At 40.9% G+C, this 16,729-nt stretch carries 16 protein-coding genes; 10 read left to right on the top strand and 6 right to left on the bottom strand.

All coding sequences use genetic code 11. The features are described 5' to 3' along the window. Window positions 1-18: 18 nt before the first annotated feature. Window positions 19-450, bottom strand: a complete 432-nt coding sequence (locus tag MMP72_RS08520; RefSeq protein WP_241316358.1) for an NUDIX domain-containing protein — start codon at window positions 448-450, stop codon at window positions 19-21. Then, window positions 447-992 (bottom strand): adenylate kinase, encoded by a 546-nt coding sequence (locus MMP72_RS08515; protein ID WP_241316356.1) that lies wholly within the window; start codon window positions 990-992, stop codon window positions 447-449. Before MMP72_RS08515 ends, MMP72_RS08520 begins: the two co-directional genes overlap by 4 nt. Before the next feature lie 173 nt (window positions 993-1,165). Between MMP72_RS08515 and MMP72_RS08510 the strand changes: the two genes are divergently transcribed. From MMP72_RS08510 to MMP72_RS08490, 5 genes are all read left to right on the top strand, one after another. Further along, a complete protein-coding gene (locus MMP72_RS08510; protein WP_241316354.1) occupies window positions 1,166-2,371 on the top strand; it encodes an acetyl-CoA C-acetyltransferase in 1,206 nt (401 codons plus the stop codon). Window positions 2,372-2,649: 278 nt separating this feature from the next. After that, window positions 2,650-4,785, top strand: a complete 2,136-nt coding sequence (locus MMP72_RS08505; protein ID WP_241316352.1) for a 3-hydroxyacyl-CoA dehydrogenase NAD-binding domain-containing protein — start codon at window positions 2,650-2,652, stop codon at window positions 4,783-4,785. 164 nt (window positions 4,786-4,949) lie between these two features. Then, window positions 4,950-5,213, top strand: coding sequence for a hypothetical protein (locus tag MMP72_RS08500; protein ID WP_241316350.1), 264 nt, complete (start codon window positions 4,950-4,952; stop codon window positions 5,211-5,213). A 66-nt stretch (window positions 5,214-5,279) separates the two neighbouring features. Beyond that, window positions 5,280-6,134 (top strand): patatin family protein, encoded by an 855-nt coding sequence (locus tag MMP72_RS08495; protein ID WP_241316348.1) that lies wholly within the window; start codon window positions 5,280-5,282, stop codon window positions 6,132-6,134. Between the two features lie 166 nt (window positions 6,135-6,300). After that, complete coding sequence (locus tag MMP72_RS08490; protein WP_241316346.1) at window positions 6,301-6,534, top strand: hypothetical protein; 234 nt, start codon at window positions 6,301-6,303, stop codon at window positions 6,532-6,534. 2 nt (window positions 6,535-6,536) lie between these two features. On the opposite strand, the gene MMP72_RS08485 is transcribed toward MMP72_RS08490, so the two are convergent. Continuing rightward, a complete protein-coding gene (locus MMP72_RS08485; RefSeq protein ID WP_241316395.1) occupies window positions 6,537-6,965 on the bottom strand; it encodes a GNAT family N-acetyltransferase in 429 nt (142 codons plus the stop codon). 17 nt (window positions 6,966-6,982) lie between these two features. After that, window positions 6,983-8,200 (bottom strand): SAM-dependent methyltransferase, encoded by a 1,218-nt coding sequence (locus MMP72_RS08480; RefSeq protein ID WP_241316344.1) that lies wholly within the window; start codon window positions 8,198-8,200, stop codon window positions 6,983-6,985. A gap of 100 nt (window positions 8,201-8,300) precedes the next feature. On the opposite strand from MMP72_RS08480, the gene MMP72_RS08475 reads away from it, so the two are divergent. The 3 genes from MMP72_RS08475 to lpxO all read left to right on the top strand — a co-directional run bounded on the left by MMP72_RS08475 (window position 8,301) and on the right by lpxO (window position 11,476). Further along, window positions 8,301-8,942 carry a hemolysin III family protein gene (locus MMP72_RS08475; RefSeq protein WP_241316342.1) on the top strand — a complete coding sequence of 214 codons (642 nt, stop codon included), beginning with the start codon at window positions 8,301-8,303 and terminating at the stop codon, window positions 8,940-8,942. Window positions 8,943-9,067: 125 nt separating this feature from the next. Continuing rightward, complete coding sequence (locus tag MMP72_RS08470; RefSeq protein ID WP_241316338.1) at window positions 9,068-10,378, top strand: MFS transporter; 1,311 nt, start codon at window positions 9,068-9,070, stop codon at window positions 10,376-10,378. Between the two features lie 192 nt (window positions 10,379-10,570). Next, a complete protein-coding gene (gene lpxO / locus MMP72_RS08465; protein WP_241316336.1) occupies window positions 10,571-11,476 on the top strand; it encodes a lipid A hydroxylase LpxO in 906 nt (301 codons plus the stop codon). 59 nt (window positions 11,477-11,535) lie between these two features. Here lpxO and MMP72_RS08460 read toward each other — a convergent pair whose 3' ends face one another. Next, window positions 11,536-11,964: a hypothetical protein gene (locus tag MMP72_RS08460; protein ID WP_241316330.1), complete on the bottom strand. Its 429-nt coding sequence runs from the start codon at window positions 11,962-11,964 to the stop codon at window positions 11,536-11,538. Between the two features lie 143 nt (window positions 11,965-12,107). Next, window positions 12,108-14,837, bottom strand: a complete 2,730-nt coding sequence (gene secA / locus MMP72_RS08455) for a preprotein translocase subunit SecA (RefSeq protein ID WP_241316328.1) — start codon at window positions 14,835-14,837, stop codon at window positions 12,108-12,110. A gap of 336 nt (window positions 14,838-15,173) precedes the next feature. Between secA and MMP72_RS08450 the strand changes: the two genes are divergently transcribed. Together MMP72_RS08450 and MMP72_RS08445 are read left to right on the top strand one after the other, a co-directional pair. After that, the gene (locus tag MMP72_RS08450; RefSeq protein ID WP_241316325.1) at window positions 15,174-15,809 is read left to right on the top strand and encodes a peroxiredoxin; all 636 of its coding nucleotides are present in this window, start codon (window positions 15,174-15,176) and stop codon (window positions 15,807-15,809) included. 109 nt (window positions 15,810-15,918) lie between these two features. Then, entirely contained in the window at window positions 15,919-16,728 is an 810-nt protein-coding gene (locus tag MMP72_RS08445; RefSeq protein ID WP_241316393.1) for an MBL fold metallo-hydrolase, read from the top strand. Window position 16,729 lies beyond the last annotated feature (1 nt).

The raw sequence follows: 16,729 nt of genomic DNA, 5'->3' as shown, positions 1-16,729 counted from the left end.
CTGTTACTTACAGGCTATCTATTCTGCAAATAACCACTGCTCTATCCCTTTTGGGTAAACAGGATATCGGCTTGATTCAATCTGCTCTTTGCTAAACCATGCAGCGATATATTTTAAGCCGTTGCTTTCACAACCATGAATTTCTACTTGTTGATACAATTTTGCATCAACAAATTCTGCGTCATATACAAAAACAATCTCGTGACCTTGCTGACCATCAAAACTAAATAAATTTTCTAGTATTCCTAATAGTTTAGGGTGAACAATCTGCTGATGAATCTCTTCCAGAACTTCTCTTTCAACTGCTTGTACAGAAGTCTCCCCAAACTCAACTCCACCACCAATCGGTCTTAGATATGTTTCATCTTTACTTGGGTCATAGCCTTTTGAAAGTAATACCTTCTCATCATACCGAAATAGACATAAAGCTTTTGCTCGAATAGATATCATTGTTCTGCCTTCAACTGCTTTAAAAATTCTGCTGTCTGCTTGGGTGACGTTAAACGAATAAATTGAATATGCTGATATTCAGGATTTTGCATCATCGCTACATATTGCTTTCGATTTTTGGCATGATGACTGATCATCCATAAAATAATGGAGTCCTTAGATAGAAAACTTACCTTAAAACTTTCTCGATTATTAGAGTTCGGCCACAATCTTTTTTGCGTCACAGCTCGAGTAATTGCCCGTTTTACTGAACGATAAAGATTTAAAGAAAATGAATAATCCAACCAAATAATCGTATCGATATATCTCAGTTTTAAATCTTGCGTTCGAGAATAATTACCATCAAGTACCCACCCTTTCATTGCTTGATCCATTTGACTTTTCAATTTAGGAAAAAATTCGTCATCTGGTGTTTCTTGCCAATCATCCAACCAAAACAAATCATCCATTTCAATATGAGTTAGCTCTAGCTTTTGCGCAAGCTGGTGAGCAAAGGTTGTTTTGCCAGAAGCTGATGTTCCAACAACATTAATAAATTTCATCTAGATAATTATGTTGAGTTATGGCTCGCTATTTTACTGAACAATTCACTTGTTAGACAATCCAGTAAATTGGCGAAAAACATCAAACTTGCCAATGTTTATCATCATTGCACTGACACTTAAATTGAGTACACTCGATAAACAACAATTTTAAGGTGATACAAGGAAAAGCTATGAGCGAGGCCTATATTATTGATGCCATTCGCACACCACGCGGAAAAGGGAAAAAAGACGGCTCACTGCATGAAGTCAAACCTATTACTTTACTCACAACATTACTCAACGAATTACAACAACGTCATCAACTCGATACTTCAAAAGTCGATGATATCGTTTTAGGTTGTGTAACACCGATCGCAGACCAAGGTGGTGATATTGCCAAAACTGCGGCCATTGCTGCGGGTTGGAATGATGATGTTGCTGGGGTACAAATCAACCGTTTCTGTGCATCTGGTTTAGAGGCTGTGAACTTAGCAGCACAAAAAGTCCGTTCAGGTTGGGAAGACCTCGTGGTCGCGGGTGGCGTTGAATCAATGTCACGTATCCCAATGGGTTCTGATGGTGGCCCATGGGCGCTTGATCCTGAAACCAACTTAAAATCGTCATTTGTTCCTCAAGGTGTAGGGGCAGATTTGATCGCAACACTTGATGGCTATAGCCGTGAGGATGTCGATGCTTTTGCAGTCGGTTCACAACAAAAAGCTGCTGCTGCTCAAGCAAAAGGCTATTTTGATCAATCAATTGTGCCAGTAAAAGATCATTCAGGCGTGATGATCTTAGACAAAGATGAATTTATTCGAGGCAATACTACCGTTGATAGCCTAGCTAAATTAAATGCTAGCTTTGAAATGATGGGACAAATGGGCTTTGATGCAGTTGCATTACAAAAGTATCCAGAAGCTCAAAAAATTATCCACGTTCACCATGCAGGTAACTCATCGGGTATCGTCGATGGTGCAGCAGTCGTACTGCTTGCTTCTGAAAAAGCAGTCAAAGAACAAGGCTTAAAACCACGTGCCAAAATACTTGCAACGGCTTTAGTGGGTACAGATCCAACCATTATGTTGACTGGTCCTGCACCTGCCGCACGTAAGGCATTAGCAAAAGCAGGCTTAAGCATTGATGACATTGATCTGTTTGAAGTGAATGAAGCTTTTGCCGCAGTGGTCATGCGTTTTATCAACGAACTCAACGTACCCGCAGAAAAAGTCAATGTGAATGGTGGTGCAATCGCAATGGGACATCCATTGGGTGCGACAGGTGCAATGATTTTAGGAACGTTACTTGATGAATTAGAACGTCAAGGCAAAAAACGTGGTCTAGCAACATTATGTGTCGGTGGTGGTATGGGGATTGCCACCATTATTGAGTTGGTATAAATCACTCAACACCTCCCTAAAATATGAGACTCGGAAACGTCATTCGCAACCTGCATGACATCTACAATAATATTGTTTCTGCGATAAATTGTATAAATGAAAGAATTGAACAGGTTTTGCGAATGACAATGGTTTTGCCTACTTTTGCCGAAACAAAAGTAGGTCGAACCGAAGGTTTATCCTGAAATTAGATGAGAGCTTAACAAGACTCTGCAATGCTTATCTTTACTTACGCAGGTCATTTACGATTAAGCTCATAAAATATTGGACGATGATGTATGAGCGCTATTAAATACGAAAAAAACGCTGACAATATTGTAATTCTTACCCTTGATTCATCTGGTCAATCAGCCAACACCATGAATGCAGAGTTTCGTGATTCACTCAATGAAGTGAGTCAAAAGCTCAAAGCTGAAACTGATCTGAAAGGTGTTATTTTCCGTTCAGCCAAGAAAACCTTCTTTGCTGGCGGTGACCTCGATGAACTCATCCAAGTTCAGCCTGAACATGCCACTGAATTTTTCAACATGATTGAAAAACTCAAAGGCGACTTACGAACGATTGAAACTTTAGGTGTTCCAGTTGTTGCGGCTTTAAATGGTACGGCACTTGGTGGTGGTTGGGAAATCGCTTTAGGCTGTCACTATCGCATTGCCATCAATGATCCAAAAACCAAATTCGGTTTACCAGAAGTGACTTTAGGCTTACTTCCTGGCGGTGGCGGTATCGTACGCATGGTACGCCTGCTCGGTTTACAAAATGCCTTTCCATTCCTGATGGAAGGTAAACAGTTTGGCGTGGATAAAGCAAAATCGCTGGGTTTAGTCGATGATACGGCTGAACATGAACAAGAGCTTTTAGACAAAGCCATTGCTTGGGTCAAAGCCAATCCAAAATCGCAACAGCCTTTTGATGTCAAAGGCTACAAGATTCCTGGTGGCGACCCTAAAACCCCAGCTGTGGCTCAAGTATTGGCGATTGCCCCAGCAATGCTGCGTGACAAAACCAAAGGTTGTTACCCTGCCCCAGAAGCGATCATGGCAGCAGCAGTTGAAGGCGCGCAAGTTGATGTTGATACGGCTTTACGTATCGAATCTCGCTACTTCGCCCAATTAACGATTGGTAATGTCTCCAAAAATATGATTGGTACATTCTGGCATGGTCTGAATGCAATCAAGTCAGGTGCAAGCCGCCCTGCCGATGTAGCAAAATGGCAAGCGACCAAAGTTGGTGTATTGGGTGCAGGCATGATGGGTGCGGGTATTGCCTATTCAACAGCCATCAAAGGTACTCCTGTGGTACTTAAAGATGTGTCTGTGGAAAATGCAGAAAAAGGGAAAGCGTATTCGCAAAAACTTCTTGATAAACGCGTTTCACAAGGTCGTATGACGGCCGAAAAACGTGATCAGGTTTTATCATTGATTACCGCAACCGCAGATGCAGCGGACCTACAAGGCTGTGATTTGATCATTGAAGCCGTATTTGAAAATCAAGCACTCAAAGCCAAAGTCACCCAAGAAGCTGAACAATATTTGGCTGCAAATGGCGTGATGGCATCGAACACCTCGACGCTACCAATCACAGGCTTAGCACAAGCCAGCAAAGACGATAAAGCGTTCATCGGTTTACACTTCTTTAGCCCAGTCGACAAAATGCAATTGGTTGAAATTATCAAAGGCAAAAACACCTCTGCTGAGACTTTAGCAAAAGCCTATGACTTTGTTCAACAAATTGGAAAAACGCCAATTGTGGTAAATGACAGCCGTGGTTTCTTTACCAGTCGGGTGTTTGGTACATTTATTCAAGAAGGTATGCGCTTACTGGCCGAAGGTGTTCACCCTGCCAAAATTGAAATGGCAGCGCTGAAAGCAGGTATGCCAGTCGGTCCACTCGCTATTCAAGATGAAGTGTCATTAACGTTGACCGAACATGTTGCAAGTGAAACCCGTAAGGCATTACAAGCTGAAGGTAGTGACTTGCCAAAAACACCTGTCGATGAAGTGGTTCATACCATGATTCATGAGTTAAACCGTAAAGGTAAAGCGGCAGGTGCAGGCTTCTATGAATATCCTGAAAATGGCAAAAAGCATTTATGGGATGGACTCAGTCGTTGGCAGAAAGACAATGATATTTCTGAACAGGACATGATTGACCGTTTCTTATTTGTTCAAGCACTGGACACATTACGTTGCTACGAAGAAGGTGTTTTAGAATCGGTGATTGATGCCAACGTGGGTTCAATCTTTGGTATTGGTTTTGCCCCGTGGACTGGTGGCGCAATTCAATTTCTCAATCAAAATGGGATTGAAAAATCACTGCAACGTGCTGAGCAGTTAGCTGCTCAATATGGTGAGCGTTTCACCCCACCACAATTATTAAAAGACAAAGCACAAAAGAAAGAAACGATCCAGTAATTCATTTCTTTTGAAAGCATTAAAGCCCATATCGGTCTTTATAACCGATATGGGCTTTTTACTATTCAACAAAATCACAGTAAAACTTCTGCCGAATACATTACAAATTATGCTATAAATCTTTCTAATTCTGCTTTCTTTTTTGTCCTTTGGAAATTTGTCTTATGTCTGAGAAATTGTGCCCAGAAACTTCACCTTGGGGGTGGAAAGCACTGATTATTACCATCATTCTAAGCTTTGTTTTTATGGTTATTTTTTACTTAGCCATCACCAATGAACCTGACTATATGCCAAGTCAGAAGCAAACCAATAGTCAACAACATGCATTTAAAACAGCACCAGCAATGTCTCCAGAAGCGTTAGAAGCGGCTAAAAAGAATGCAGCACCAAGTACCGTTACTGCTGAATCAGAGCAACACCAGCACTAAAGTATTCTTGTCGACCATGATAAATTCGTGTTAAACAGGGAGTTATCATGGTATTCGAGATTTTCAATGCTTCAACAAAATCGTCAGGCACTGGTCGTTGAAGGTGGTGGAATGCGTGGCGCATTTACCAGCGGTGTCTTAGATGCATTTTTACAACAACAGTTTAATCCTTTCGATCTGTGTATCGGGGTTTCCTCTGGTTCAACCAATGTCGCTAATTATTTAGCAGCACAACAAGGCCGCACCCTACAAATCTATTTAGATCACTCCCTCCGCGCTGAGTTTATTCATTATGGCCGCTTTTTCAAAGGCGGTGATTTACTGGATTTAAAATGGATGTGGGATGTGGTTGAAAAAGAGCATCCGCTGAATCAAACCCATCTATTTGCCAATCATCCTGAATTTTATATGGTACTGACCCATGCTATTTCAGGTGAAGCCACCTATATCAGAGCATCTAGAGACAATATTCTAGAAGGTTTAAGAGCATCTAGCTCGATTCCAGTATTGACTCGACAAGCGGTTGACGTTTTCGGTGAACCTTACTTTGACGGTGGCGTTGCTGATGCTTTACCTGTGCATTGGGCAGCGCAACAACATGATGTTTCCAAACTCATGGTATTACGGACTCGCCCTAAAAATTATTATAAAGCGAGTAATAAAGGCGATCAGTTTCTAGCAAAATATCTATTTAAACAACACCGTGGGTTTGCACAAAGTTTATTGGCAAGAACCCAACGCTATAATGATGCCGTAGACTTCGTACGTTCTTCATCGCAACAGAGAATCCTAGAAGTCTGCCCACCTGATTTAAAAAACATGGCAGGTCGACTTTCTAAGAATAAAGCGAAGATTCGTTATAGCTATGATGTGGGTTTAGAAACTGGACTCAAAGCCATTGAAGATTGGAACGCTCTTTAATTCATCTTCGAAAATTAACTCAACTTGTCAACGATACACTTTGAATGGTGATATTTCCCCATTCAAAGGCTTATAAAGCTAAATACTAAAAAAGAATTCTGCATCGTCACTTGGCAATTGATACTAAAAAGGCGCAAAATCGCATTTTTTATTTTTGGAATTTCTTATGAGCAAGCAACCATCCCCACAAAAAGATTCGAATGAAACCGCATTGGGATGGAAGTTTGTCATCATTGTCGGTGTATTAAGCACGATCTTTTTAAGCTTTTTCTATTTAGCCATGACTCAAGAACCTGATTATATGCCAGGTGCACAACGTAAAGCACAACAAGAAAAAGCGCTATCCCAAGATGCATCCCCAGCAACGTCAGAGGCAGAGACGCAGCACCAAGATCATTAGAATCAAATCTGTCTCAGGATTGGCATGATCATTTCAATATGAGGAATACCACATTCATCATACTCATCGCCTCGCACGATAAAACCAAGCTTCTCATAAAATGAAATCGCATGGACTTGCGAGGAGAGCTGAAGAAATGGATAAGCTTGCTTTTTTGCATAAGCAATAATCTCCAGCATAATCAGCCGACCAATCCCTTGTCCTCGATATGCGTTGAGCACAGCAACACGCCCAACACTATGATTTTGCAATAAACGAGCGGTCGCAATCGGCTGGTCTTGATCGTAAACCACAAAATGTTGGGAGATGGCATCCTGATCATCCCATTCATCCTGCTCTGGAATATTTTGTTCAGCGATAAAAACCAATTCTCGAATTAACTTGGCATCTTGCTGTAATTGATCCCAACTCGCATTTTTAATACTGAACATTTCTGTCGCTGCACTCACTAACACTTACACCCCATATTTTCCATCGGCATTTGATCTTGTAATAATAGTTCTAAACTTTGCTTTTCAATCCCATACATGGTTTTTAAAGCTTGAATTTGTTGCATGATCTTAGGATCAGGTTGTTGAATATCTTTGCGCTTGGTCGCCAAAATCATTTTGTTTTTACTGGTATGTTCTAAAGACACAAACTCAAACACTTTGGTCTCATAGCCATAAGCCTTAAGCAACAATGCACGCAAAGTATCCGTAAGCATTTCCGCCTGTTGCCCTGCGTGAATCCCAAACTGCAACATCGGTTGTAAGACTTCTGGACTCTTTAACTGCGGGCGCAACTCTTTGTGACAGCATGGCGCACACATAATCATTGAGGCATTTAAACGAATCCCCGTATGGATCGCATAATCGGTTGCGATATCACAGGCATGTAAGGCAATCATCACATCCAGTTTTTCTGGTTGGTAGCTTCGAACATCGCCTTCAAAGAAATCGAGGTGATTAAAACCCACTTGATCTGCGATATTTTGACAAAACTCAACTAAGTTTGAGCGGAGTTCGACCCCAGTAATCAATGGTGTCTTGCCTTGTGCCTGCAAATAATCATACAAGGCGAAAGTTAAGTAGCCTTTGCCTGAACCAAAATCGACAATATTCAACGCTTGTTGTGAAGCATCAATTTGTTCATAGGCATTGGAAAAGATCTCGATAAACTTATTAATCTGTTTCCATTTACGTGCCATGCTGGGGATAATTTGCCCTTTCTCATCAGTAATTCCCAGATGTGTTAAGAATGAACTTTGCTGTTGAACATAACGCTGTTTTTCACGATTGTGCTGATATTGCTCAATGGGCATTGCTGATGCTGGTTTTTTTTGTGTATTTAACATGGCTTTCTTTTTATTTTTCTTGAGCTGAATCTCTTGTGTTGCGCTAAATAGATTCGCCTGTTTAGACTGTGCTAATAACGCTGCAATTTTTTCTAAACCTTCTGAAATTAGATAGTTCTTGGTTATATCTTGCGTGGTGTGATGATATAAACAAGACAAGGTTGCCTGCCCATGTAGCTCAATCATACGAAAGGTGATTTTTTCTAATTGTGCCATCTCCCCTTTGTACTGACTCAGAATAAGTCGATCAAAGCTTTTATTTTCAATAGCTTGCTTTAACTCTATAAAAAACTGCTGTTCTTGTTCAAAAGAAAAATTCGGCGCAAACATAGTGAAAACCTAACAAATAGAAACTAAATTTTAAAGCGTCTTACTTTAAAAGGGAAATTGCATTACGATACATTTGTATTTTTATGCAAAGCATATTGCCATGAACATGAACTCCCTGTTGGATTATGATCCAAAAGAAGAACGACTCAATGCCTATAGTCATGCTATTGGTGCAATATTCGCTTTCATTGCCTCGATCTTTCTCATTATCAAAGGTGCTTATCTCCCCTTCGCCCAGTGGATGAGCTTGTGGGTCTATGGTTTTAGTCTGGTGTTATTACTCTGTAGTTCAACTCTCTACCACTTTGCACAAGACCAAACAAAACGATATTGGTATAAAAAGTTAGATCATACTGCAATTTATTATCTCATCGCAGGGACTTACACGCCCTTTTTAAGTATCGCGATCCCAACAGCAAAAGCAGATTACCTTCTGATTGCACTTTGGAGCATTGCATTTATTGGAACACTGTTTAAATTGGTGTTTATTCACCGTTTTCAGAAACTTTCGCTCGCAGCTTATCTGGTCATGGGCTGGCTCGCCATTTTGTTAATGGATGATATGCAACGCTATCTCTCTAAAGATGCCTTGCAGTTATTGATCGCAGGTGGGCTTGCCTATACGGTCGGTACATTGTTTTATGCCTTAAAAAAGGTAAGATATACCCACGCAATTTGGCATGTTTTTGTGCTGTTAGGAGCAGGTTTACACTTTTTAGCGATCTACTGTTATGTCCTTTAACGCGCGTCTATTAATCACGCTCACCCCATAACAGCAAGTTTGCTGAGTTAAATTCCGCATTCAAAAAGGAAGGTTCAAGACAGTATATCGAACAGTGTCTTGAATGATGAGAATTAAGGTCTTGTATGTCGTCAAATGCTACAGCCGCCACTGCTGAAGTGGCAGGCAATTCAAAAGTACGGGTATTATTTGCCAGTCTTGTTGGTACTACGATTGAGTTTTTTGACTTTTATATCTACGCCACAGCCGCAGTACTGGTTTTCCCCCATCTATTTTTCCCTGAAAGTAGCGATGGTGCGGCAGTATTACAATCACTTGCAACCTTCGCACTTGCCTTTATTGCACGTCCGATTGGTGCTGCGATTTTTGGGCATTTAGGCGACCGTATTGGGCGTAAAGCAACTTTAGTTGCTGCATTGCTTACCATGGGGATTTCTACCGTCTGTATCGGCTTACTCCCTACCTATGTACAAATTGGTATTGCTGCGCCGCTACTGCTCGCCTTGTGTCGTTTAGGGCAAGGTTTAGGTTTAGGTGGTGAATGGAGTGGTGCAGTTTTACTCGCCACTGAAAATGCCCCTGAAGGAAAACGTGCTTGGTATGGTATGTTCCCTCAATTAGGCGCACCGATTGGTTTTATTCTCGCAACAGGTTCATTCCTATTACTCAATGCCTTTATGTCTGAACAAGCCTTTATGGCATGGGGATGGCGTATTCCATTCATCGCAAGTGCGGTATTGGTGTTGGTGGGTCTGTACATTCGTTTAAAACTACATGAAACACCTGCATTCCAGAAAGTATTGGATAAGCAAAAAGAAGTCAATGTACCCTTTAAAGAAGTCATGACCAAACATTTCCCAATGTTGGTACTCGGCACAGTTGCTGCAATCTGTACGTTTGTGGTGTTCTATCTCACCACCGTCTTTGCACTCAACTGGGGAACCACCAAACTGGGTTATGCACGTGGTGATTTTCTTCAGTTACAACTGGTCGCCACATTATGTTTTGCTGCATTTATCCCGATTGCGGCTATTCTTGCGGAGAAATTTGGACGTAGAAAGACCTCGATCGCAGTGTGCTTGCTTTCTGCTGTATTTGGCTTATGTTTTGCGCCATTACTCGATTCAGGCAACCCAATATTGGTATTTTTATTCCTCTGTATTGGTCTCTCTATTATGGGGCTCACCTACGGTCCAATCGGTACGATTTTATCTGAACTTTTCCCGACTTCAGTCCGCTATACAGGTTCAGCCTTGACCTTTAACTTGGCTGGAATTTTCGGTGCTTCATTTGCACCTTATATTGCAACCAAACTGGCTGAAAGTTATGGACTCGGTGCGGTTGGTTTATATCTCAGCTTGGCTTCAATTTTATCCTTGATCGCATTTTTACTGATGCGTGAGACGAAACATGATGATGTAAATAACCAAGTTTAATCATCAATTATTCTATCGCTTATACACCTCCCTTATATAAGGGGGGTTGTAAAGAAAACCATAAAAACCCAACAAATTGTTATCCAGTCATCAAATAATGTATCAACGGGTCAAATGGATTTTATCGCACCATTCTACGCAATATTTTTTATGCTAAAATGACCGCCTCCCATTTTCTAGATGATTGCACTTATGTACGCAGTGATTATCGTTGCTGTATTTTTAGTCAGTTTTTTATATACTTATTATCGTGGCAAAGAGCGCTTAAAAGCATCTCGACAATTATTTGACCATTCGACATTTTTAGCGCCCATTAATATGTTTATGACGGGGTTTTCTAAGTTACCCAGCCAACCATTCTTTGATGTGGCGCAATTCCCCGAACTCAAACCACTACAAGATAACTGGCAAGTGATTCGGGAAGAAGCGATTCAATTACAAAGCCAAATCAAAGCATCTGAAAAAAATAATGATGCAGGCTTCAATACTTTCTTTAAACGTGGCTGGAAGCGTTTTTATTTGAAATGGTATCAAGATAGCCATCCATCAGCGCAACAACTCTGTCCAAAAACAGTGGCATTGCTCGAAAGCATTCCATCAGTCAAAGCAGCCATGTTTACCGAACTTCCCTCTGGAAGTTACTTAGGCAAACACCGTGATCCTTATGCAGGTTCAGTCCGTTATCACTTGGGTTTAGTGACGCCAAATAGTGATGACTGCTTTATTGAAGTTGATCAGGAACGTTATAGCTGGAGAGATGGCGAAGCCACTGTATTTGATGAAACTTATGTACATTGGGCACATAATAAAACGGATCAAACACGGATCATTTTGTTCTGTGATATTGAACGTCCGATGAAATGGGGTTGGGCACAAAGATTTAATCACTGGTTTGGTCGTAATATCATGTCAGCGGCCAGCTCACCAAATGATGATCAAGATAAAACGGGGTTTATTAACCGTATTTTCAAATATGGTTATGCGATTCACCACTATGGTCGTGGCTTAAAACAACGTAATCGTCCACTGTACTATGTTTTGAAATGGTTAATGTTTGCAATCATTATTGGCTTAATCTTACTACCAAGTTTTTTATGATATGCGCAAGCAATAAAAAAGAGATGCATCAGCATCTCTTTTTTATTGAAAAAACAAAATTAATTGGTTTTTGCGCTTTGAGCACTTGCCGTCTGTGGTGCTTGCGCACTCGCAGTTTGTGCCGCGGCTGCATTCGCTGCTTGTACTGCGGCTTCGCCAATTAAAGCAATCTTGGCTTTTTCTTGGCTCTTTTCAGAGAGCGCAGGATTTGATGCCACAATACGATTGATATTGGCAGAATTTGCTGGCGCAATCGCAGCTGTTTGCAACACGATTGGACGATTACCTGTATCACCTAAAGTATAGCGGATACCTGTACGTGGACTGATGACCGTAGTGACATCATGCTTGACCTGTGCTTGCGCAGAAGTTTCTCCTTTTGCTGCAATCACTTTATCCACAGTCGTTGTTTGTGGAGCGTCCGCTGCAAATGCGAAACCCGATGCTGAAGCACTTGCCAAAATTAAAAGTTGTAATGCTTTTTTCATTGTCTTCCCGCTTTTAATATCAATTCAACGAAGAACTGTAAGTTTGCTAATAAAACTACAAAGCTTGATTCTACTCAAGTAGTTTATCGTAAAAAAGCAGAGTCTATGCTCTGCTTTTTATAACCACGCTAACTCAGCTTAAATTAGATTTTACCGTGACACTGCTTATATTTTAAACCAGAACCACAAGGACAAGGTGCATTACGGCTTTCTGGAACAGGGAAATTTGCCTGAGTTAAAGAAGGCTCTTCAGACATCGTCACCTCACCCGTTAAACCATCGACATCATCATGTTCAAACGAAAGACGCATTGATTCAGCTTGGCGTTGTTGTTGCGCCTCTAATTCTGCAAGTTCTTCAGGGGTCGGCACATGTACACGCGATAGATCAGTCACAACATCAGACTTAATCACACCCAACATATTTACAAACAAATTGAATGCTTCTTTTTTGTATTCTTGCTCAGGATTTTTCTGTGCATAACCACGGAGATGAATACCTTGACGCAAGTAATCCATCGCAGCCAAATGCTCTTTCCAATGACGATCCAGCGAATTCAACATAAAGTGACGTTCAAGCATGACTGCCGACTCTGCACCCATTTGCTCACGTCGTTGAAGATAACGATTCACCACTTCATCAGAAATACGTGCAATCAAACCTTCTTCATCTAAACGACGATCTTGGTCTAACCACTGTTGTACTGGCAATTCAACACCTAAATCAGCACGTAAGGCATTTTCCAAGCCTTCCACATCCCACTGATCATGCACAGATTCTGGCGGAATAAAGTTCGCGATTAAACCCTTCATCACTTCACGGTGCATTTGCTCAATGTAGTCTTGCAACGTGCTTTCAGTGAGGACTTCATCACGCTGAGCATAAATAATCTTACGTTGTTCATTATTGACATCGTCATACTTCAATAAGTTCTTACGAATATCAAAGTTACGTGCTTCAACTTTACGTTGTGCATTTTCGATAGAACGGCTCACCATTTTGTGTTCAATGGCTTCATTTTCTTGTAAGCCCATTGCACGCATCATCGCGACAACACGATCACCCGCGAAGATACGCATCAAGTCATCTTCAAGCGATAAATAGAAACGAGAGACACCTGGGTCACCTTGACGACCAGCACGACCACGCAACTGGTTATCAATACGACGAGACTCGTGACGCTCAGAACCAATGATATGCAAACCACCAGAACTTAGAACGTCCTCATGGTCTTTTTCCCACTGTGCTTGTAAACGCGCTTCATCTTCTGGGGTTGGATTCTCGATTTTAGCCAGTTTGGCTTTCCAGTTACCACCCAGCAAAATATCAGTACCACGACCTGCCATGTTTGTGGCAATCGTGACTGCATTTGGGCTACCTGCTTGCGCAATGATATCGGCTTCACGCTCATGTTGTTTTGCATTCAACACTTCATGGTGAATACCCGCCTGTAATAACTTAGAGGATAAAATTTCACTGGCCTCAATGGTTGCTGTACCAATTAGAATCGGTGCAACACCCTGCTGACGAATATTGGCAATTTCTTCAATAATCGCACTATATTTGCCATTACGATTTAAATAAATTAAATCATTATGATCTTTACGTACCATTGGACGATGGGTTGGAATAATAATGACATCCAAACCATAAATTTCTTTCATTTCTGCTGCTTCTGTATCAGCAGTACCCGTCATACCCGAAAGTTTTTGGTAAAGACGGAAATAGTTCTGGAATGTCGTTGTCGCTAGCGTTTGGTTTTCAGGTTGAATTTCCATACCCTCTTTGGCTTCAACCGCTTGGTGCAGACCTTCTGACCAACGGCGACCAGGCATGGTACGACCTGTACTTTCATCCACAATAATGACTTCTTCTTTCTGCGTTTGTGGATTAACGCCAATGATATAATGCACATTCTTTTGGTAGAGGTAATGCGCACGAATCGCAGCAGAAACATGATGCACCAAATTCAAATTGGTTGCTGAATATAAGCTCTCGCCTTCAGCCAATAAACCCATGCGAATAAGTTCATCTTCAACGGTTTCATAGCCAATTTCAGTCATTTCAACTGAGCGTTGTTTTTCATCTACCCAGAAGTGCCCACCATCAGCCACTTTTTCTTCTTTCTGTGGACGTAAGGTCGGTGGAATACTGTTAATTAACTGATAAAGATGCGATGAATCTTCACTTTGCCCAGAAATAATCAGCGGCGTACGTGCTTCATCAATCAGGATTGAGTCAACTTCATCGATAATCGCATAACTTAAACCACGTTGTTTTTTCTCTTGTAGAGAAAACACCATGTTGTCACGCAAATAATCAAAACCAAATTCGTTGTTGGTTCCGTACGTAATATCGGCAATATAGGCTTGCGCTTTTTCATCAGGCATTTGCATTGAATAAATCACGCCAATGCTTAAACCTAAAAACTCAAATAATGGACGGTTGAGTTCAGCATCACGTTGTGCCAAGTAATCATTCACAGTGATCACATGCACGCCTTGTCCACTCAATGTATTGAGATAACAGGCCAAGGTACCCATTAGGGTTTTACCTTCACCTGTACGCATCTCCGCAATTTTACCTTCATGCAAGGTAATACCACCGATGAGCTGCACATCATAATGACGCATGCCCATGACACGCTTAGCAGCTTCACGACACACCGCAAATGCTTCAGGCAACAATTGATTTAAACTTTCACCGTTTTTATAACGTTGTTTGAATTCTTGAGTTTTTGCAGATAAGTCTGCATCGTTCAAAGCAGATATCGTCGGTTCAAGCGCATTAATTTGTTCAACAATCTTACGCATACGTTTGAGCTCACGCTCATTTTTAGTACCGAAGATACCTCCGATCAGACTTGCCAACATGAATAAACTCTCTAATCCTGTTTGTATAAATAGGTGATTTTTTCTTAGCTGTTATTATGGAGTCAGAAATAAGAACTACAAGGGCTTTGCATCCAAACAGGTAAAAAAATCTGCGAGGCGATTCTGACATCACGCAACCAAAGAGCGTTAATGTAGCAAATTTGCATTTAAGTTACAGCGCTTTAAATGTGAATTTCTAATCAATTTGTTAAGCTTGAGCATTCTGAATATCTTAAATTCTCATAACAAAATCAAAAAACAATAATTTTCTTTATAAAGTGAATGCTGCATATTGAATGAACACATAAAACATAAAGAATGTATTGAGGACTGGTCATGACACTACGTTTAGGTGATATCGCCCCAAATTTCCAGCAAGAATCGAGTGAGGGGAATGTTGATTTTTATGATTTTTTAGGAAATGGATGGGGGATTTTATTTTCACATCCTGCTGATTTTACCCCTGTTTGCACCACAGAGCTTGGCTTTACCGCTAAGCTCAAAGATGAATTTGCAAAACGTGACGTCAAAGCAATTGCACTTTCTGTGGATGATGTTGAATCGCATCAAAGTTGGATTCAAGACATCAACGAAACCCAAAATACCACAGTGAACTTTCCGATTATTGCAGATAAAGATCGTAAGGTTTCTGAACTTTATGGCTTCATCCACCCGAATGCCAGCGAAACCTTAACCGTACGTTCTTTAGTGATTATTGATCCAAATAAAAAAGTGCGCTTGATTATTACCTATCCAGCATCAACCGGTCGTAACTTTAATGAAGTACTGCGTGTGGTTGACTCACTCCAGTTGACGGATAAACATAAGGTGGCAACCCCTGCCAACTGGCAACATGGTGAGGATGTGGTTATTGTTCCTTCGTTGAAAGATGAAGAGGAAATTAAACAACGCTTCCCTAAAGGCTATACCGCAGTAAAACCATATTTGCGTTTAACCTCTCAGCCTGAGTGAGCATAAAGTGAATTTTAACCCCTTAAATTTAAGGGGTTTTATTTTTCTTGGCATTTTCCAATCAATAGGCTATAAAAACAATTCGATTAGAAACACAATAAAAATGACCATGATCTACAACATTCACCATCTACATTGTGGAAGCTTCTGCCCTGTTTGTGCGCCCCTATTTGGACAAAAAGGCTGGAAAGCGCATTTAGTCTGTCATTGCCTATTAATTGAGACTGATCGGGGTTTAGTCCTCATTGATACTGGCTTAGGTTTACAAGACTACTTACATACTGAACAACGTCTAGGTACATTGCTTACACAATTCGGTTCAATTGTGCCAAATATGAAGTTAAGTGCGATCCAACAAATTCAACAACTCGGTTTTAGCCCCAATGATGTTAAACACATTTTTGTGACACATCTTGATTTTGATCATGCAGGCGGTATTTCAGATTTCCCTCATGCAACTGTACATGTGCTAGCAACTGAATTTAATGCAACGCAATCACTGTCTGCGAAAGGAAAACTTCGTTATAAAACCGAACAATTTAAACAGCACCGCCATTGGAGTTTTGCCGAGCACGACTCTGGTGAAGACTGGTTTAACCTGAAAAAAGTCAAAGGTCTAGCGTTATTCCAAGATGAAATTTTGATGATTCCATTATTAGGTCATACCCTTGGGCACAGTGGTATTGCCATTAAAAAACAAGATGGCTGGATTCTATTTTGTGGGGATGCTTACTTCTCACATTTAGAACTGAACCCGAAAAATAAGCTCAGAGCCTTAGACCTCACAGAACGTTTATTGGCTGAAAATAACCAGCAACGTGTCCAGAATTTAAAGCAGTTACAATATCTGGCTCAACATGAACCCAGTATTGAGTTAATTTGTGCGCATGATCCAGTTGAATTCAATCGTTATCAATAAT

It is taken from the genome of Acinetobacter sp. NIPH 2699, assembly GCF_022549355.1.
GTDB lineage: Bacteria > Pseudomonadota > Gammaproteobacteria > Pseudomonadales > Moraxellaceae > Acinetobacter.
Note: the sequence above shows the minus strand (reverse complement) of the source record. Positions and strands in the feature narration are given on the sequence as shown.